17 protein-coding genes are annotated in these 17689 nt (G+C 45.7%); 12 read left to right on the top strand and 5 right to left on the bottom strand.

Going from position 1 to position 17689, the window contains the following annotated elements:
- Nucleotides 1-9: 9 nt before the first annotated feature.
- Both RG959_RS14165 and RG959_RS14160 read left to right on the top strand, forming a co-directional pair.
- Nucleotides 10-1041 carry a LacI family DNA-binding transcriptional regulator gene (locus RG959_RS14165; RefSeq protein WP_251269841.1) on the top strand — a complete coding sequence of 344 codons (1032 nt, stop codon included), beginning with the start codon at nt 10-12 and terminating at the stop codon, nt 1039-1041.
- A gap of 60 nt (nt 1042-1101) precedes the next feature.
- Nucleotides 1102-2037, top strand: coding sequence for an aldo/keto reductase (locus tag RG959_RS14160; RefSeq protein WP_342797643.1), 936 nt, complete (start codon nt 1102-1104; stop codon nt 2035-2037).
- A gap of 116 nt (nt 2038-2153) precedes the next feature.
- Here the strand turns inward: RG959_RS14160 and RG959_RS14155 are convergent, their stop codons facing one another.
- The gene (locus tag RG959_RS14155; RefSeq protein ID WP_342797642.1) at nt 2154-2966 is read right to left on the bottom strand and encodes a serine/threonine protein kinase; all 813 of its coding nucleotides are present in this window, start codon (nt 2964-2966) and stop codon (nt 2154-2156) included.
- Nucleotides 2967-3467: 501 nt separating this feature from the next.
- On the opposite strand from RG959_RS14155, the gene RG959_RS14150 reads away from it, so the two are divergent.
- Together RG959_RS14150 and RG959_RS14145 are read left to right on the top strand one after the other, a co-directional pair.
- Nucleotides 3468-4640 (top strand): Bcr/CflA family multidrug efflux MFS transporter, encoded by a 1173-nt coding sequence (locus RG959_RS14150; protein ID WP_483298889.1) that lies wholly within the window; start codon nt 3468-3470, stop codon nt 4638-4640.
- Nucleotides 4641-4767: 127 nt separating this feature from the next.
- A complete protein-coding gene (locus RG959_RS14145) occupies nt 4768-6237 on the top strand; it encodes a flotillin family protein (protein ID WP_342797640.1) in 1470 nt (489 codons plus the stop codon).
- 51 nt (nt 6238-6288) lie between these two features.
- Here RG959_RS14145 and RG959_RS14140 read toward each other — a convergent pair whose 3' ends face one another.
- Both RG959_RS14140 and RG959_RS14135 read right to left on the bottom strand, forming a co-directional pair.
- A complete protein-coding gene (locus RG959_RS14140; RefSeq protein WP_342797639.1) occupies nt 6289-6774 on the bottom strand; it encodes an immunoglobulin-like domain-containing protein in 486 nt (161 codons plus the stop codon).
- Complete coding sequence (locus tag RG959_RS14135; protein ID WP_342797638.1) at nt 6771-7274, bottom strand: YceI family protein; 504 nt, start codon at nt 7272-7274, stop codon at nt 6771-6773. The genes RG959_RS14140 and RG959_RS14135 overlap by 4 nt, the downstream gene beginning before the upstream one ends.
- A 106-nt stretch (nt 7275-7380) precedes the next feature.
- Here RG959_RS14135 and RG959_RS14130 point away from each other — a divergent pair, with 106 nt between their 5' ends.
- From RG959_RS14130 to RG959_RS14115, 4 genes are all read left to right on the top strand, one after another.
- A complete protein-coding gene (locus RG959_RS14130) occupies nt 7381-7626 on the top strand; it encodes a hypothetical protein (protein WP_396120225.1) in 246 nt (81 codons plus the stop codon).
- A 206-nt stretch (nt 7627-7832) separates the two neighbouring features.
- The gene (locus RG959_RS14125; protein WP_342797637.1) at nt 7833-9617 is read left to right on the top strand and encodes an assimilatory sulfite reductase (NADPH) flavoprotein subunit; all 1785 of its coding nucleotides are present in this window, start codon (nt 7833-7835) and stop codon (nt 9615-9617) included.
- A gap of 28 nt (nt 9618-9645) precedes the next feature.
- The gene (gene cysI / locus RG959_RS14120; RefSeq protein WP_342797636.1) at nt 9646-11379 is read left to right on the top strand and encodes an assimilatory sulfite reductase (NADPH) hemoprotein subunit; all 1734 of its coding nucleotides are present in this window, start codon (nt 9646-9648) and stop codon (nt 11377-11379) included.
- 111 nt (nt 11380-11490) lie between these two features.
- Nucleotides 11491-12192, top strand: a complete 702-nt coding sequence (locus RG959_RS14115) for a hypothetical protein (RefSeq protein WP_342797635.1) — start codon at nt 11491-11493, stop codon at nt 12190-12192.
- An 82-nt stretch (nt 12193-12274) separates the two neighbouring features.
- Here the strand turns inward: RG959_RS14115 and RG959_RS14110 are convergent, their stop codons facing one another.
- Complete coding sequence (locus RG959_RS14110) at nt 12275-12466, bottom strand: alpha/beta-type small acid-soluble spore protein (RefSeq protein WP_242234101.1); 192 nt, start codon at nt 12464-12466, stop codon at nt 12275-12277.
- 183 nt (nt 12467-12649) lie between these two features.
- On the opposite strand from RG959_RS14110, the gene RG959_RS14105 reads away from it, so the two are divergent.
- Together RG959_RS14105 and msrA are read left to right on the top strand one after the other, a co-directional pair.
- Complete coding sequence (locus tag RG959_RS14105) at nt 12650-13030, top strand: hypothetical protein (protein WP_251269833.1); 381 nt, start codon at nt 12650-12652, stop codon at nt 13028-13030.
- Between the two features lie 64 nt (nt 13031-13094).
- Nucleotides 13095-13766, top strand: coding sequence for a peptide-methionine (S)-S-oxide reductase MsrA (gene msrA, locus RG959_RS14100; RefSeq protein ID WP_342797634.1), 672 nt, complete (start codon nt 13095-13097; stop codon nt 13764-13766).
- A 69-nt stretch (nt 13767-13835) separates the two neighbouring features.
- Here the strand turns inward: msrA and RG959_RS14095 are convergent, their stop codons facing one another.
- Nucleotides 13836-14096, bottom strand: a complete 261-nt coding sequence (locus tag RG959_RS14095) for an HPr family phosphocarrier protein (protein WP_342797633.1) — start codon at nt 14094-14096, stop codon at nt 13836-13838.
- A 167-nt stretch (nt 14097-14263) separates the two neighbouring features.
- On the opposite strand from RG959_RS14095, the gene RG959_RS14090 reads away from it, so the two are divergent.
- Nucleotides 14264-16237 (top strand): alkaline phosphatase family protein, encoded by a 1974-nt coding sequence (locus RG959_RS14090; protein WP_342797632.1) that lies wholly within the window; start codon nt 14264-14266, stop codon nt 16235-16237.
- A gap of 129 nt (nt 16238-16366) precedes the next feature.
- Nucleotides 16367-17671 carry a methyl-accepting chemotaxis protein gene (locus tag RG959_RS14085; protein WP_342797631.1) on the top strand — a complete coding sequence of 435 codons (1305 nt, stop codon included), beginning with the start codon at nt 16367-16369 and terminating at the stop codon, nt 17669-17671.
- Nucleotides 17672-17689 lie beyond the last annotated feature (18 nt).

The raw sequence follows: 17689 nt of genomic DNA, 5'->3' as shown, positions 1-17689 counted from the left end.
GTGAACAACATGATGAAAATGAGAGATGTGGCCAAACGGGCGAATGTATCTCCGGCTACTGTGTCCCGGGTGCTTCGCCAGCCAGATTTGGTCAGCAAAGAAACGAAAGAAAAAGTAATGCGGGTGATTAACGAACTAAACTATAAACCGCATATGATCGCCAGCCAGTTCCGCACACGCGAAACAAAAACGATTTTAGTGGTGGTGCCAGATATTACCCGTCCGTTTTTTTCCGAAGTGCTGCGCGGCATTGAGCATACAGCGCTTCAAAACGGCTATCAGGTTATTTTGGGTGACACAGAAAATCAGGTTGAGCGGGAAAGAGAATATATTGAGCTTTTATATAGAAAACAGGCAGACGGTGCCGTACTATTAACCGCCCGTATGGATCGGGACAGCCTGGAAGAATTATCGTCCCAGTTTCCGATCGTTCTTGCTTGTGAATATATGGATGGCCTGGATATTCCGACGGTTTCGATTGACAACATCAGCAGTGCCCGCAAAATAACCGAGCACTTGATCAATGTCGGACACCGGAAGATTGCGCATATTTGTGGTCCTATGGATATTATCTTAAGCCGGGACCGGCTGCGCGGTTACAAGCAGGCGATGATGGGCCATGACCTGCTGATCGATCCTTCCTGGGTACAGGAAGGAGATGATGGACTGGATTCAGGCTACAATCAAATGGTGAAACTGCTGGCGCTTGAAGATCGTCCGACGGCTGTATTTGTGTTTAATGACGAAATGGCGCTTGGCTCAATTAAAGCGGTCAAAGACCACGGTCTCCGCGTACCGGAAGACATAGCTATCGTCGGATTTGATAACCTGCGGATGGCGTCTCTTTTCACTCCTTACATGACGACGATCGATCAGCCGAAATATGAGATTGGCCAAAAAGCAACGGATTTGCTTTTAACGCTTTTAAAAGGCGGCTCAATTGACCGGAAAAAATTCGTCATGAAAGACGAGCTGATTATCCGGGAATCGTGCGGGTTTTATCAGAAAGAGCGATTGTTTGGAGCGACCGAAGGGGTTTAGCCCCTTCTCATTCCGGCAATAGGAAAAGGGTGGAAAAAAGCAAAAGGAGATGTATACATAATGACAAAGCTTGTACAAATCGGTAAAACAGACTTGCGTGTAAACCCGATTGGCTTTGGCGCCAATGCGGTAGGAGGCCATAACTTATATCCAAACCTGGATGAAGAAGCCGGCCGTGATATGGTACGTGCAGCGCTTAACCATGGTGTTAACTTTCTCGATACAGCCTTTATTTACGGACCGAAGCGTTCAGAAGAATTGATTGGGGAAGTGTTAAAAGAGCGGGGAAATCGATCAGAAGCTGTGATTGCTACAAAAGCAGCGCATGTTCTAACGGATGATGGCGAAAAATTTGACAATTCTCCGGCTTTCTTAAAAAATGCCGTAGATGAAGCATTAGGACGCCTCCAAACGGACTATATTGATTTGTTTTATATCCATTTTCCAGACGAACAAACACCGAAAGATGAAGCGGTTGGAGCGCTAAAGGAATTGAAAGATGCAGGGAAAATCCGCCATATCGGTGTCTCTAATTTCTCTCACGATCAGTTGAAGGAAGCGAACAAAGACGGTTATGTTGATGTTTTTCAGGGAGAATATAATCTGCTTGCACGCGATGCGGAAAAAGAATTGTTCCCGTACCTTGCTGGGAAAAACATTTCATTTGTGCCGTATTTCCCACTTGCATCCGGGCTTTTAACAGGCAAATACGATAAAAATGCGACATTTGATGATCTTCGCAATGGCCTGCCATACTTCCAAAAAGGAGCGTTTGAAGCGAACCTTGAAAAAGTCGATCAAATTCGCCCGATTGCAGAAAGCAAAGGGGTAGAACTGGCTCATTTAGTGCTGGCATGGTACTTAACACGTGATGCGATTGACGTTATTATTCCAGGTGCAAAACGATCTGAGCAAGTATTAAACAACGTAAAAACATTGGATGTTCAGCTTACACAAGAAGAAATCAGCAAAATTGACCAGGTGTTTCAACAATGATACAAAGCTGCCCCGGCATAAGGGCAGCTTTTTTATCGGCCGACTTTTTCAGACAAAAGCTTAAAAAAAACGGCTTAACATTTTTCAAATAAGCCGAAAGAGGAAAAGCGCTGCCGTTATATTAAACGCAGCGCTTTTTTCGATGAATCTATGATACATTGAACATCTGCTATGAGCTCCTCCGCTGTCCCATAAGGCTGGTCCAGCTGGAGCATACGACGAATCACATACCTTGCTGGAAAAGAAAGTGTCAGTTCTTCTTCCCAGCTTTTTTCTTTTTTAGACGAAGGTTCAAATGTGGAATACAGCAAAAAGAGAACAAAATGACCGAGCGCAAAAAAGTCGCTTCGAACAGACAGCTCCCGGAAAAGCGGGTGCTCTTTTTTTCGTCTGCCCCTAGAGGAGGGGCTGCTGCCAAGAATCCGTGCAAGGCCAAAGTCGATTACATGCACAGCCGTCCCATCCCACAAAATATTTGGGATGCGCAAGTCCCGGTGAACAATTCCTTGACGATGAAAGTATTGGACGACATAAAGGACCTTTAATAGGATTCGGAATGCTTCTTTTTCAGTATACCGTTGATTTTGATGAAAAATTAATTCCTCAAAATTGGGAGCGTTTATCGAGTCCATCACAAAAAACGGCACGCCCTCCCTTTTAAAAGCGGCGACAAACCGGGGGATGGCCGGGTGACGAAGCTGCTGTAAAAACTGAGCTTCCTGCCAAAAGAAGTTTACCTCAGCTGGCTTGTGCCGTTTACGGTTGCGCAGCTGTTTAACTACTACATCCCGGCCCGTTTGCAAATCTTTCGCTTTGTACGTGAGGCCATAGCTGCCTCTGCCAAGCAGGCCTGCCAGCCGAAACCGGCCGCCAATGAGAATGCCTGGCTTTAGCGGTCGTTCAATCAGCTTAGAAAACATCATACGCATACGCTTTAGCTGCTGTAAGAGCTGAAAGAAGAGCCGCGTTTTTTCTTATAGTGACGGTGTCCGTGCTTTGAAGATTGATGGGAATGTTTTCGATATTTGTGATCACTGCTGGAATAACGGCGGCTGTGAGAAGATTTTTGATTCAGTATTTGTTGAAGAAGTTTCTTTAACATGAAATCCCTACTTTCCTGTTTTTCTTTTCTACGAATTAAATAAAAAAAGGTTTCATTTTCTATTTGCTTTTTTATTTTCAGCCCAGAAGACGGCCCGCAGAGGAACAGTGTATATGTTCCACTATACGCATATGCTTAAACGGGCAAAGAAGAAGGATTCTTTTATTCTATCAGCAGAAAAGAACAAGCGAGAATGCTGGGCGAGCGGGACCAAATCCGCTATACTGTTCATATTGTGAAACAAAATGGGCTTCTGGACGAGCGCTTTTTTGTTTTGGAAAAAGAGGTGGATAAATTGGAAAAAACACGTACCATTAAGCGGACGCAGATGGCGATTCTTCTTGGAGCGCTTGGAGCGATGGGCCCATTTACGATTGATATGTACCTGCCATCGTTTCCGACGATTGCCGATGAATACGGGACAACTGCGTCGCTTGTACAAATCAGCTTAACGGCTTGTTTGATCGGTCTTGCTTTGGGTCAGCTTGTGATCGGGCCGATGAGTGATGTGCGCGGACGGAAAAAACCGCTGGCCTTCTTTTTATTTTTATATTTTGCCGCTTCTCTTTTCTGTGCCTTTGCACCGTCTATTTATTGGTTTATTGCCGGACGTGTTGTTCAAGGATTTTCAGCAGCAGCCGGTCTTGTTGTTTCCCGGGCAGTTGTGCGGGATATGTACAGCGGGCGTGAACTGACGAAATTTTTTGCGCTGCTTATGCTTGTCAACAATCTTGGACCAATTTTAGCGCCCATTGTCGGTGGCGGCGTGCTCGCTTTTACAGACTGGTCCGGTGTATTTCTTGTCCTTAGCGCAATTGGCATCGGGTTAATGCTTGTCGTAACATGGAAAATGGATGAAACGCTTCCGGTCGAACGGCGCCAGCCAAGCAATATTGCCCAAACGTTTAAAAGCTTCGGTTCTCTTGTGAAAAACCGGGAGTTTATGGGCTACGCGCTTGCACAGGGCTTTATGGTCGGCGGGATTTTTGCGTATGTTTCAGGCACACCTTTCGTGTATCAAAATATTTATGGCGCATCTCCCCAGCTGTTCAGCCTGCTGTTTGGGATGAACGGCATTGGCATTATGATCGGTACACAAGTAGTCGGCCGGTTTTCAGATACCATTTCAGAAGCTAAATTTTTGCGGTTCGGCTTGTGGATGTCGGCAATATCAAGCATCGTGCTCGTCATCATGGTATTGATTCATGGACCGCTTTATTCGATCGTCATTCCGATTTTCTTTTTTGTTTCTTCAATTGGTATCATTGGTACATCCGCTTTCTCTCTTGCGATGGAAACACAAGGGCATATTGCCGGCAGTGCGTCGGCGCTTCTTGGCCTGCTTCCATTTGCGCTTGGGTCACTGACAGCGCCGCTTGTCGGCATTGCCGGTGAAAATACGGCTGTTCCAATGGGACTGACGATCTTTGGGGCCAGTATGTTAGCGATGATTGCGTATTTCGGGCTCGCCCGGGGTGCCAAAAAAAGTCCACAATCATGACGATTGTGGACTTTTTTATTGTATAATACCTGTCGTTTTCATTATTTATAAAATAAACGAAACTATTTCCTTATTTTTCCGTATAGAAAAAAGAATCCATTCTATAGAGAAAAGGGGTTAGAGGCAAATGGGAAATGTTGTTCTTATAATTATGATTCTTCTTGTATTAGCTGTTATCGGAGCTGCACTTTGGTACTTTTTTATGAAAGTGCGCTATCGGACGGCTAAATCGAACGAGGCGCTTGTGATTACAGGACCAAAGCTTGGTGATATTGAAAAGGAATCCAATATTTTTACCGATGATGAGGGACGCTCGATGAAAATTATCCGTGGCGGTGGCTATCGGCTGCGCATGTTTCAAACCTCAACACCCGTCAATTTAACGTCCTTTCAATTAAAGCTGACAACGCCGCGCGTCTACACAAACGGTGGTGTGCCGATCGTAGCAGATGCTGTTGCAATGGTAAAAGTGGCAGATACATTAAAAGGCATTGCCAACTACGCGGAGCAGTTTTTAGGAAAAGAGCAGCCTGAAATTGAAGTGGAAATTACCGAAGTACTAGGAAGCAACCTGCGGGCGATTTTATCGAAAATGACAGTAGAAGAGATAAACGGCGACCGGGAAGGCTTTAATAAACAGGTAACAGAAATTGCGCAAAAGCAGCTTGATGAAATGGGTTTTAAAATTACGTCTCTTGGATTGACGGACCTTCGGGATGCAGATGCGAAAAACGGTTATTTGGATAACCTCGGGCGCCCGCGCATTGCCGAAGTACGCAAACAGGCGGAAATTGCCGAAGCAAACAGCGAGCGGGAAACGCGGATTCATAAAGCGAAAACCGATCAGGAAGCACGCGAGGAAGAGTATAAACGTGAAATTGCCACAGCTGAAGCAAAAAAAGCAAAAGACCTAAAAGACGCGGCCATCAAAGAAGAAACCGAACGGGCCCGGGCAAAATCTGAACAATCATATGAGCTTGAACGAGCCAAGCTGGCCAAAGAAGTAAAAGAAGCAGAGCTTATCTTGATCAGCCGCGAAAAAGAAGAACAGCTCCGAATTCAGCAGCTGGAGCGGGAACGACTTGTAACACTTGAAGCGGAAGAAACAAAAATCCGCCGTGCAAAAGCAGATGCTGACTTTTATGAAACAACGAAACGGGCTGAAGCAGAAGCACGAAAATCAGAAATTGACGGGGCGGCAAAAGCACGGATCATCCGGGAAGCCGGTCTTGCCGAAGCAGAAGTTGTTTTGAAAAAAGGAGAAGCAGAAGCGAAGGCGCGTCAATTGCTGGCTGAAGCCATTGAAGAGCACGGCGAGGTTATTATTACAGAGAAAATTATTGAGATGCTGCCGCTGCTTGCTGAAAAAGTGGCCCAGCCGCTGAATAATGTAGATTCCATTAAAGTGATTCAAACAGGCAGCGGATCCGGCATTCCAACGGTTAGCAAAGGTGTCACAGATACGATGCTCGGTATTCAGGAACCATTAAAAGAACTAACCGGCATTGATGTGGCAGGTCTTTTAAAAGACTTTGCTGCAAAAGGAAAACGGGTCGACGCTGCTTCATTTTCGGAGGATAAAAAAGAAACAGAGTGACAAAAATATTTTTCATAAATCAGCTCCACACCTTTATGGTGTGGAGCTGATTTAGTTTTCAATCTCAAAAGGTGCTGCCAGCCAAAATTCCGTTCCATACACACTTCGTCCATTTTCATCGATAGAAAAAGAACGAAACGCTTTGACGATTCTGTACTTGCCCGCTTCGAGCGGTTTTTGGAGACGGCCAAGGTCAACCGTTTCAATGGTTTGCTTGCGGGGTGGAGACAACAGTGCAATTTCTTCGAAAGCATCCCTGTTTTTTTGGAACGGCACAGCATACCAGGTACCGTCCAGCTGCTGTTCAATTCGGAAGGAGCGGCCATATGTAAAATCAGTGTTACGCCCGTTTTGAATCATCAGTCTTAAGGCGCTGTCAGATACGTTTTGCACGGTAAGAGACAACCCATTTTTTTGTGAGGCCATTTCCTGCAGGGGTGCGGCTTTTTCGGCTGCCGGCTCGGGCTCAGGTTCACCCGGTTGGCAGGCCGACAGCAGCATCGCACAAGCCGCTATATGGACAAGCCGCTTGTTCATGCAGCTTTCACCAGCTGAAGATCCAGCACAATCTCTACGTCGTCTTCAATATGCACGCCTCCTGTTTCGAGCGTTAAACCGTAATCGCTGCGTTTAATGACGGCTTTTGCCTGAAGGCGGGCGGTTTCACCCGTGTCGGAATTCTGTTTCTCATTAAACGTAACAAAAAAAGATTCTGTCCGGGTTACGCCGTGCAGGGAAAGGTCGCCGACGAGTTCGTATTGCCCGTTCTCCTGATCCAAAATATTGTTAGCGATAAACCGTACTTCTGCGTATTTTTCCACATCAAAAAACTTCTCTGATATCAAGTGGGCATCAAGTTCCTTATTGCCTGTTTGTATGGTGGATAGATCCACATTAAACGAGATGTTCGCCGTTACTAAATGATCTGCCTCGGCTTCAATTGTCGCTTCATACGAAGGGAAGGAACCCTTCACATGATTGACAGCAGCATAAACTAGGCTCTGGGATTTATCCACGACCCATGTTGGTTTGTCCATTATTAAAGTCCCCCTTAATCTTTTCTTTTACTCATTATTTCCCTGCATTGTCACGAATAAAACAAACAGCAAGCCAGGACATACTAAGTAAAAAGGAGGTGAGCAAGTGGACAAGAAAACGGATTATAAAGAATTGTACAATGTACGGGACCAGTTGACCTTGATTCCGGAAGAATTTCCAGAAGGGGCTTATGGACAGCCAATTGATAACGAAAAACCAGTGGAAGGAAAAAGTACGCCGTGGAAAAAAGACCAGCACGTGGCGAGCAACTTTACGTACGAATTCAAGCATCTGCATGAAAACCGGCCCAGAGAGTACCCAGGAGCACATCCTACACACGATGAAAAATAATTTGATTGACGGCGCCTTTTCTTAAAAGAAAGGTGCCGTTTTTAATGAAAAGAGACTGAACTTTTCTTTTTTTGCTGTACTATAAGTAATTGCTAATGGTTGATATAATTAAAACCGACTTGACTTGTAGGAATAATACGACTACGATAAATGTATTATTATGGCGTTAAAAAGAATTTTCCTATAAATTTGTGAGGTGGATCGTGTTGCAACTTCAAGTAACGAACAGTCCGTTTAATGAGGAGCAGGCAGAGCTCCTGAATCGCCTTCTGCCAACACTTACAGAAGGGCAAAAGGTATGGCTGGGTGGATTTTTAGCCGCTTCTCCGTCTGCAGCTGTTTCAGCGGCACCTGCTCCAGCTGTGTCGAAAGATGTAACGATTTTATACGGTTCTCAAACGGGTAATGCACAGCGCTTAGCCCAAAAAGCCGGCCAAACGCTCGAATCAAACGGATTTAACGTCACGGTTTCGGCAATGAGTGACTTTAAGCCAAATAATCTGAAAAAAGTACAAAATTTGCTGATTGTAGCCAGCACACATGGAGAAGGCGATCCGCCGGATAATGCCATCACATTCCATGAATTTCTTCATGGCAAGCGTGCGCCAAAACTGGATGATCTTCAATTTTCTGTTCTGTCTCTTGGCGACAGCTCGTATGAATTTTTCTGCCAGACAGGAAAAGAGTTTGATCAGCGTTTAGAAGAACTCGGCGGCAAGCGTATCGTACCGCGCGTTGATTGTGATCTTGACTTCGACGAGCCGGCAGCAGAGTGGATTGACAGTGTCGTAAAAAGCTTGTCCGAGGCATCGGCGCCAGCAGCAGCTCAAGCGGCACCGGCAGCAGCAGGTCCACAAGTGGCAGAATCTGAGTACTCAAGAACGAACCCGTTTCGTGCGGAAATCCTTGAAAGCATTAATTTGAATGGACGCGGTTCAAACAAAGAAACACGCCACATTGAGCTTTCTCTTGAAGGATCAGGTCTTACGTACAAACCGGGTGATGCGCTTGGCATTTATCCAGAAAACGATCCAAAGCTGGTTGATGAACTGATTGCGGCATTTGGCTGGAATCCAGATGAAACAGTGACGATTAACAAACAAGGCGATGTCCTTTCATTGCGTAATGCACTTTTAACACATTATGAAATAACAGTATTAACAAAACCATTGCTGGAAAAAATCGCTCAGTTAACGGGCGTAGATGAGCTTCATGACTTAATCGGCGATAGCGAGAAAGTGAAAGCCTACATAAACGGCCGCGACCTGCTTGATGTAGTACAGCAATTTGGACCATTTGGCGTTTCACCTCAGGATTTTGTGAATGTACTTCGGAAAATGCCGGCTCGTCTTTACTCGATCGCCAGCAGCTTAGAAGCGAATCCTGATGAAGTACATTTGACAATTGGTGCGGTCCGCTATAATGCGAATGGCCGTGACCGAAGTGGTGTTTGCTCGATTCTTTGTGCCGAGCGTTTAGAGCCAGGCGATACATTACCGGTTTACATTCAGCATAACGACAACTTCAAGCTGCCGGAAAATCCGGAAACACCGGTTATTATGATCGGACCAGGAACAGGCGTAGCTCCATTCCGCGCGTTTATGCAGGAGCGCGAAGAGTTAGGTGCTGACGGAAAAGCATGGATGTTCTTTGGAGATCAGCATTTCGTAACCGACTTCCTGTACCAGACTGAATGGCAGAAGTGGCTGGCAGACGGTGTGCTGACAAAAATGGATGTGGCATTCTCACGCGATACAGCCGAAAAAGTATATGTACAGCACCGGATGCAGGAAAACAGCAAGGAATTGTTCGAATGGCTTCAACAAGGCGCTGCCGTTTACGTATGCGGCGACGAGAAAAATATGGCTCACGACGTACACCAGACATTGATTGATATTGTAGAAAAAGAAGGCAGCATGAGCCGCGAGCAGGCAGAGAAATATGTAGCCGATATGCAGCAGCAAAAACGCTACCAGCGCGACGTATATTAAGTTTTATGATCGAAAGGGGACAAGCACAATGAGCAAAACGGTAAATGACCTTCACCAGCTGCGCGCACCAGAAGGCCCGCCAAGTGATGTAGAAGGCATTAAAGAGAGAAGTAATTTATTGCGCGGCACACTTGCAGAAGTGATGCAGGACCGCATCTCAGCCGGTATTCCAGAAGATGACAACCGCTTGATGAAACACCACGGCAGCTACTTGCAAGACGATCGTGACTTGCGCACAGAACGACAAAAACAAAAATTAGAGCCGGCATATCAATTCATGCTGCGCGTGCGCCTTCCGGGCGGTGTAGCAACATCAAGCCAGTGGCTGATGATGGACACCCTGGCGCATAAATACGGAAACGGCACCCTAAAACTAACAACACGTGAAACGTTCCAGATCCACGGGATTTTAAAATGGAACATGAAGCAGACGATTCAAGACATTCATTCAACGATGATGGATACGATTGCGGCATGCGGAGACGTAAACCGGAACGTAATGGCTACATCAAATCCATACCAGTCGGAGGTTCACACAGAAGTTCACGCACTGGCAAAACAGCTGAGTGATGACCTGCTTCCGAAATCACGTGCTTATCATGAAATTTGGCTTGGGGAAGAAAAAGTAGCCGGCACGCCGGAAACGGAAGAAGTAGAACCAATGTACGGTCCGCTGTACTTGCCGCGTAAGTTTAAAATCGGGATCGCGGTACCGCCTTCTAACGATATTGATGTGTTTTCACAGGATCTTGGTTTTATTGCCATCGTTGAAAACAACCAGCTGACTGGCTTTAACGTAACAATCGGCGGCGGTATGGGGATGAGCCATGGTGATACACAAACATATCCGCAGCTCGGAAAAGTAATTGGCTTTGTAACACCTGATAAAGTTGTTGATCTTGCGGAAAAAGTCATTACGATTCAGCGCGACTACGGAAACCGTTCTGTTCGTAAATATGCCCGTTTTAAATATACAGTTGACCGTCTTGGCCTCGAAAACGTAAAAGCAGAGCTTGAGCGCCGCCTTGGCTGGGCGCTTGAAGAAGCACGCGATTTCCATTTTGACCATAATGGTGACCGGTACGGATGGCAAAAAGGCGTAAAAGGCAAATGGCATTTTACAATGTTTGTTGAAGGCGGCCGGATTGTGGATTACCCTGAATATCAGTTGATGACGGGTATTCGGGAAATTGCAAAAGTACACAAAGGTGATTTCCGCCTCACTGCCAATCAAAACTTGATCATTGGGAATGTGTCTGCCCAAAACAAGAAAAAAATTGAGGCGCTCATTGACCAATATGGATTAACAGAAGGACGCCACCATTCAGCGATCCGCCGCAGTGCACTTGCCTGCGTAGCCCTGCCGACATGCGGCCTTGCGATGGCAGAAGCTGAGCGCTACCTGCCGGGCTTAATGGATAAAATTGATGAAATCATTGATGAAAACGGCCTCCGCGACAAAGAAATTACGATTCGTATGACTGGCTGCCCGAATGGCTGTGCCCGCCACGCACTTGGCGAAATCGGCTTTATCGGAAAAGCAGTCGGCAAATATAACATGTACTTGGGCGCTGCACATGACGGCAGCCGCTTAAGTAAAATGTACCGTGAAAACATTGGAGAAGAAGAAATCTTAAAAGAACTGCGCGTCGTTCTTTCCCGCTACGCAAATGAGCGCCAGGAAGGCGAGCACTTCGGTGACTTCGTCATTCGTGCTGGTATCGTCGAAGCAACAACGGACGGAACGAATTTCCACAATTAATAAAATAAAAAAGACAGGAACCTAGGTTCCTGTCTTTTTTATGCTGTCTAAAATCTTCGCTGTATGCATACGAATGGTAAGAGGTTTCAAACAGCGGAGAGGAGCGCCCTAATGGACGAAAAACAAGTCATTCAAGTGCACCATGGTGATGTCACGGGAGACCGGGTGCCGGATATTGTGTACTTAACAGCCGTTCAAACGGCCGGCAGTTCGTTTTTGCAGCAGATCACACTCGTTGTTCAGGACAGGCGTACAGGTGGTTCTTTCCGGCTTATGCTGCCTGAAAACACGGGCTACAACCCAACGGTATTTCTCGGCGACTTTACCGGCAATGGAGTAAAAGACATTCTGGTGGTGACCGATACAGGCGGGAGCGGCGGCACTGTTTACGCTTATGTATATTCCTATGCTGGCGGCCGTTTTTATTTGATTTTTGACACAGCTCTGTTTAACAAGCAAACACAATACAGTGTCCAGTACCAAAATGATTACAAAGCAGAAGTGACAAGCAGGCAGCCTGCTAAACGGTATATATTAGACCTGACAACAAAAGGGGCTGCTTACTTGAACGAAATCTATAACTCGGACGGCACATTAAAGCAGCCGGTTGAAGGATGGGTCTCACCGATTTCAGGACTGTACCCGATTGACTTTGACCGTAACGGCGTGTATGAGTTAAATGCATGGCAGGGCATTGCCGGACGATATAACGCAGATCGCCTTGGCTATGTGCAAAACGTGTTAAAATGGAACGAGCGTGCATTCCAAATAGAGCAGCAGTATGTATCAATTTGGGGAGAAGAGAAAGAATAAGTACGCATGCCCCTGAAAATAAAGCGTCAAAAACCAAACTGGTTTTCCGTTTCAATTTTGCAGGATGCATGCGTAAGAAAAATTAGCCTTGAAGTTCTTGCTGAGCAAGGCGGACTAGTCGTTTCGTGATTTCGCCGCCTGTTGAGCCGTTTGCCCGCGAAGTAGTATCTGCTCCAAGCGTGATACCAAATTCGCTGGCAATTTCGTATTTAAATTGTTCCAAAACTTGTTCTGCCCCAGGGACAAGAAGCTGCTGCCGGTTATTGTTTGCCATGTTTTTTCACCACCTCTTCTGTTTGCTTATACTATTTGTTTTGCAGGGGAGAAACATGCAGAAAAAGCGGTAGCAAATGATATCGCTTTTGGAAGGATTCCACTTAGGTGGCACAGGCGTTTCAGTGGATGAAGATAAGGGTAAAGCCAAAGAGCAGACCATCTAGTCAAAGGAGTGATTTACATGCATCATGGATATCCAAAAGTGGGAGACTCCCTTCAGGCATTTGTGAATGTATGCGGCCAGCCGTCGCCCGAATCAACCAATGAAATGATCTTATTTGAAGTTCCCGGCATCAATGCCAAATTAACGTGCTGGATTGACGAAGAAAAAAACGTACATAAGCTGTCAAGTTCGATACCGATGGGTACGCAGGCAGCGGTAGAGCTGGCGAAGCGATTTCTGCCAATGGATGCAAAGCCTGCCGATACAAGCCTTGATACCGATTCAGCTAAGTTGAACGCGTTAATTCAAACGTACAGCGTAGATCATAAAGGAAAACAAAAACAAGCGGTCATTACTGCTGAAGAAACAGGCGCTTTTACAGTTGCCATTGAAGACTAACGGCTCCGGGCCTCAGCTGCCCGGAGTTTATTTCGTTTTGATTCATATGTATAGGAGGGAAATCATGCGTACCATTGCAGAAATTGAAGCAAACTGGCAGGCGCACATGTCAAACCGTCAAACCGCTACATTTGGCATGGGCTGTTTTTGGAGCCCGGACGCTCGTTTTGGTGCCCTGCCCGGTGTGATTCGGACAAAAACCGGCTTTGCGGGTGGTACAACAAGTAATCCGGTCTACCGGCAAATGGGAGATCACACAGAGACGGTACAGATTGAATTTGATCCGGATATCCTCTCTTTTAAAGAAATTCTTCATATCTTTTGGGCAAATCATACATCAACAAACCGTACAGAATACAAAGACCGCCAGTATATGTCGCTTCTTTTTTATCATAATGATGAACAAAGGCAGACCATTGAGCAGGTCAAGCGTGAGCTTGAAATGAAGAGAAGGGAACAGATTGAAACAGAGATTCAGAAGTTTTCCGTTTTTACCCCTGCAGAAGAGCGGCATCAAAAGTATCATTTAAAACGGTTTAAGCGGGCAGCGGAAAAACTCGCCTCTGTATTTACGACACCCGCTTCTTTTACCGATTCAACTTTGACCGCCCGCCTCAATGGATTTGTAAGAGAATATACTACTTTGCCCCGAATTGAAGAAGAAATCCGTTCATGGGCCATTTCTGATTCAGCCAAGGAGGAGCTCTCTGCTTTTATCCGCGGGCTCCGCTGGTAAACAGAAAAATGAGTCAGGGTGTTAGGACGGGTTGACACAATTCCATCTTCCCATAAAATACACGCCCTGCTATGAAGCGGGGCGTGTTTCTGTTTGTTCAAGTGCTGCTCCGATGGCTTTAATGGCCTCGTATTCATCGATTCCTTTAGCTGTGAGCGTCATTTCTCCATTGGGTGAACCAAGTGCCAGCACCCCCATAATCGATTTCACATTGACGTGCCGGTTTTGATAATGCAGATAAATATCGGATACGAACTGGCTGGCTAAATGAACAAGCGGAACAGCGGTTTGCGGGGTAAAGCTTCTTATGTGGACGGTTTTGACAAACATGCTTCTCAAACCTTTCTTCGTAGAATAAAAGTATTTTCAGTATACCCGCTTCGATAAAAAATAGAACTTCTTTCAGAAAGATGAAGCTGCCAAAAAGAAACAGGCCTATTTCGCCTCTCTGTCGGGTAAAGAACACCGTACTTTTATAGAGAAAAGAGGCTGGAAAAATGAAGAAGTTGTTGCTGTTAGCGGCCGGGCTGTCGATTTGCCTGAATCCTTTTGCAGCTCAAGCAAAAACAGGGACCCAATCAAAAGACCAGGATGTCATCGTGATTTCCTTTGATGGCATGCGTCAGGATTTAACGGAAAAATACATAAAAGAGGGCGACCTGCCAAATATGGAGGCACTGATCGAAAAAGGAGTGTGGGCAAAAAAGCCGGAAACGATTGTACCGTCCTTAACGGCCCCATCTCATGCTGCTCTCTCGACAGGTGCCACTCCGGATAAAACAGGCATTGTCAGCAATCAGTTCCACGATCCAGAAAAAAAGTTCAATAATAAAGATGATGCTTTTCATACAACCATTCATGTATCCCCAATCTGGAGCGAAGCAAGCCGGCAGGGAAAAACAACCGCGACCGTCGCATTTCCAGGAGCCAATCCAGAAACGAAAAACCAGACGGCGGATTACTCTGTTTTCTATGGGGACACATGGGCAAAAGCCAGCTTAAACGAGCTTTCGTTCAAGGAGGCACCGGGCTGGAAAGGGGCACCAAAAAGTTTTAGTCCGCCGCAGGAAGCTGTCCTGCCGCTGAAGCTGAAAAAAGCTAAAAACCGAACATTGTTTGTTCTCGCAGTCGATACAACGGATGACGGGCGTGTAAACTACGATCAGTTTACCGTTTCTGAGGACAAGCAGATAAACGCAGAAGACGGACGTGCAAAGCGCGATGAATGGGGTACAGTCCCGCTGACAATGGACAAAGGGGAGCATGCCGGCTTTACCTTCAAGGTAAAAGGTGAAACAACGGATTTAACGAAGCCGGTACCGTTTTTTAAAACAGCCGTTACATCCGGCTTGTTTAGCGGACCGGCCGGATTTGAAGCCGGCATTACAGAGCAATTTGGCTTTTTTCCCGTTGAGTCTGAGGATGATGCGTTGAAGAAAAAATGGATTACCCGCGAAGAATATGAGCAAATCAGTGCCCGGTTCGATACATGGATCACAGATGTGTCTCTTTATATAAAGAACACGTATAAGCCTGATGCACTGTTTTTTTATGGTCCCCAGATTGATCATGAGGAGCACAAATATACGCTGACGGATCCGCGCCAGCCAGGCTATACGAAGAAAAAAGCAGACCGTTATGAAGCGTATATCAAATGGGCGTACCAGCTGGCAGATGATACAGTTGGAAAAACAGTGGCAGCCATGGATGACAATGACCATTTATTTGTCGTATCAGATCATGGAATGGAAGCGGCACACACGATGCTTGAGCCGAATGCCGTACTGAAGAAAGCGGGCCTTCTTAAAACAAACGAAGACGGCACGATTGATTACTCCAAAACGAAAGCATATGCCGTACCGAGCGGCTCAGCCGCCCATGTATATATTAATGCCAAAGTAACCGAGAAAAAAGGCATTGTAGAAAAAGATGAGTTTGACGATGTGAAGCGCCAGGCCATCGACGCATTCAAGACAGCAGAAATAAAGCAGAAAAACCGAAATGATATGCTGGAGCTCGGCTTTGAAGCTGTTCTTTCCGGCAAAGAAAAAGAAGAGCTGTCAAAGCTGCCGGAAGCAAGTATGAAAGGAATATGGGAAGCGGGCTTAAAAGAAACGATTCATCCATATGAAACGATTCTGTCGCCTGAGGATACGGAGAAAAAGCCGCTTGGCCATGCTCATGCTGGAGATATTTTGTTGATTGGTGCACCGGGATACATGATGGCAAACGGTACGAGCCGTTTCAGCAAGCCATCAGTTGAATTAGGCACACACGGTGGAAACTCGACCAAACAGGATTTGCGCCCCGTCTTTATGGCAACAGGGCCTTCATTTAAAGAAGGAAGCACGATTGGGAAAGTATCCACGCTCGATCTGGCTCCGAATGTGTATAACCTTCTTGGCATTAAAGCTCCTTCTTTTGTTGAAGGAGAAGTGAAATCTGCTCTGTGGAGGAAAAAAGAGGAATAAATTCCTGAATGCATATACAGGATAACGGATGTCAAAAGACTTATTCGGAGCACGCTTGTAGTTGCAAAGACCTATCTTGATCCGCCATAATAAAAAGAAAATGCACCTTATAGAATATGGAGGATCACTATGTTTTCTTTCCTTAAAGATAAACAAGTAAGAGAGTTTAAAGCGTCTGTACAATTTCCTGACAAGTCAAGGATAGCCGCTTCGCCCGATAACCGTTTAGCTCCTCGCCTTTACTACATGGGCTATACGCAGGAGCAGGTGGACACGCTTAGACAAATGGCTCCAGTTATGAACGCTATTTTAGATGAAGTGCTGGAAAATGTGCTTGATCATTTAGTAAAAAGCCCGGAGATGGTCAAAATTGCACAGGATCATTCAAGCCGGGAACGGTTAAAACGAGTATTTGGCGATTATTTTGGCAGCCTGCTGACTGGAAAAATCGATGAGTCATTTTTAGATATGCGCAAGCAGATGGGGCAGACACACAGCCGGTTTTCAGTCCCGGTTACATGGTTTATTGCTTCTTACTCCGCGTTCAGCACATTAATCATTCCGAAAATCGTTGAGCATTATCAGCACGAGCCGGAACGGTTATCTCAAGCGATTCAAGCGATTACACACGCTATGAACTTGGATGCCCAAATGGTTATTGATCACTACATGAATGTGCGGATGGATGAAGTACACCGGGCAAACGAAGCGAAATATACACTGCAGCAGGAGATTGTTTCAGTCAGCCAGGAAATAGCGGCATCCGTTGAACAAACAGAAGCAGCGATTTTAGATACAAGCTCCCGGGCTGAACAGGTGTTAAAGGAAACAGATCAAACGGAAAAAAGCAGTAAAAATTTGGTTGATTTAACACTTCAGAACGAAAAGCAGATGGAAGAGATGGAAGGACAATTTAAGCAGTCAACAAAGAAAGTAAGTGCTTCCCTGACGGGGATTAGTGAATTAAAACAAGCTTCAGAAGAAATCATTGGCATTACAAAAGGGATCGAGGACATTGCCGATCAAACCAATTTGCTTGCGCTGAATGCATCCATTGAAGCTGCGCGTGCAGGAGAGCATGGCAAAGGCTTCTCCGTTGTTGCCAGTGAGGTGCGTAAGCTTGCCGAACATTCAAAAGTAATGAGCAGCAGCATTAACGAATTAATCGTTCAAAACAATATGAATATTACCCGGCTTGTCAGTGAGATGGAAGACGTGAATCAATCAAACGAACATTCGCAGTTGAAGCTGCAGCAAGTAAAGGGCGGCCTGGCAACGGTTAAAATGGAAATGGAAAACTACTTAACGATGTTTGGCCGCAACAAAGAAGACCTGGATCAAATTGTTCTTTCCATACAGGAAATCAGCCAGACAACCGAGGGCTTGTCAAAGCTGACTACAAATCTATTAGAAAAAGCAGAACAGACGATGTAAGAAAAAAAGCTGTCTTTA

Origin of the sequence: Domibacillus sp. 8LH (assembly GCF_038806185.1) — a bacterium.
Taxonomy (GTDB): Bacteria; Bacillota; Bacilli; order Bacillales; family Domibacillaceae; genus Domibacillus; species Domibacillus indicus_A.
This window is presented reverse-complemented; position numbering and strand designations above follow the sequence as displayed.

Bases quoted from the DNA above. Each gene is read 5' to 3' on its own strand.
- RG959_RS14165 (WP_251269841.1), top strand. From the start codon at position 10: ATGATGAAAATGAGAGATGTGGCCAAACGGGCGAATGTATCTCCGGCT.
- RG959_RS14160 (WP_342797643.1), top strand. From the start codon at position 1,102: ATGACAAAGCTTGTACAAATCGGTAAAACAGACTTGCGTGTAAACCCG.
- RG959_RS14155 (WP_342797642.1), bottom strand. From the start codon at position 2,966: ATGCGTATGATGTTTTCTAAGCTGATTGAACGACCGCTAAAGCCAGGC.
- RG959_RS14150 (WP_483298889.1), top strand. From the start codon at position 3,468: ATGGCGATTCTTCTTGGAGCGCTTGGAGCGATGGGCCCATTTACGATT.
- RG959_RS14145 (WP_342797640.1), top strand. From the start codon at position 4,768: ATGGGAAATGTTGTTCTTATAATTATGATTCTTCTTGTATTAGCTGTT.
- RG959_RS14140 (WP_342797639.1), bottom strand. From the start codon at position 6,774: ATGAACAAGCGGCTTGTCCATATAGCGGCTTGTGCGATGCTGCTGTCG.
- RG959_RS14135 (WP_342797638.1), bottom strand. From the start codon at position 7,274: ATGGACAAACCAACATGGGTCGTGGATAAATCCCAGAGCCTAGTTTAT.
- cysI (WP_342797636.1), top strand. From the start codon at position 9,646: ATGAGCAAAACGGTAAATGACCTTCACCAGCTGCGCGCACCAGAAGGC.
- RG959_RS14115 (WP_342797635.1), top strand. From the start codon at position 11,491: ATGGACGAAAAACAAGTCATTCAAGTGCACCATGGTGATGTCACGGGA.
- RG959_RS14110 (WP_242234101.1), bottom strand. From the start codon at position 12,466: ATGGCAAACAATAACCGGCAGCAGCTTCTTGTCCCTGGGGCAGAACAA.
- RG959_RS14105 (WP_251269833.1), top strand. From the start codon at position 12,650: ATGCATCATGGATATCCAAAAGTGGGAGACTCCCTTCAGGCATTTGTG.
- msrA (WP_342797634.1), top strand. From the start codon at position 13,095: ATGCGTACCATTGCAGAAATTGAAGCAAACTGGCAGGCGCACATGTCA.
- RG959_RS14095 (WP_342797633.1), bottom strand. From the start codon at position 14,096: ATGTTTGTCAAAACCGTCCACATAAGAAGCTTTACCCCGCAAACCGCT.
- RG959_RS14090 (WP_342797632.1), top strand. From the start codon at position 14,264: ATGAAGAAGTTGTTGCTGTTAGCGGCCGGGCTGTCGATTTGCCTGAAT.
- RG959_RS14085 (WP_342797631.1), top strand. From the start codon at position 16,367: ATGTTTTCTTTCCTTAAAGATAAACAAGTAAGAGAGTTTAAAGCGTCT.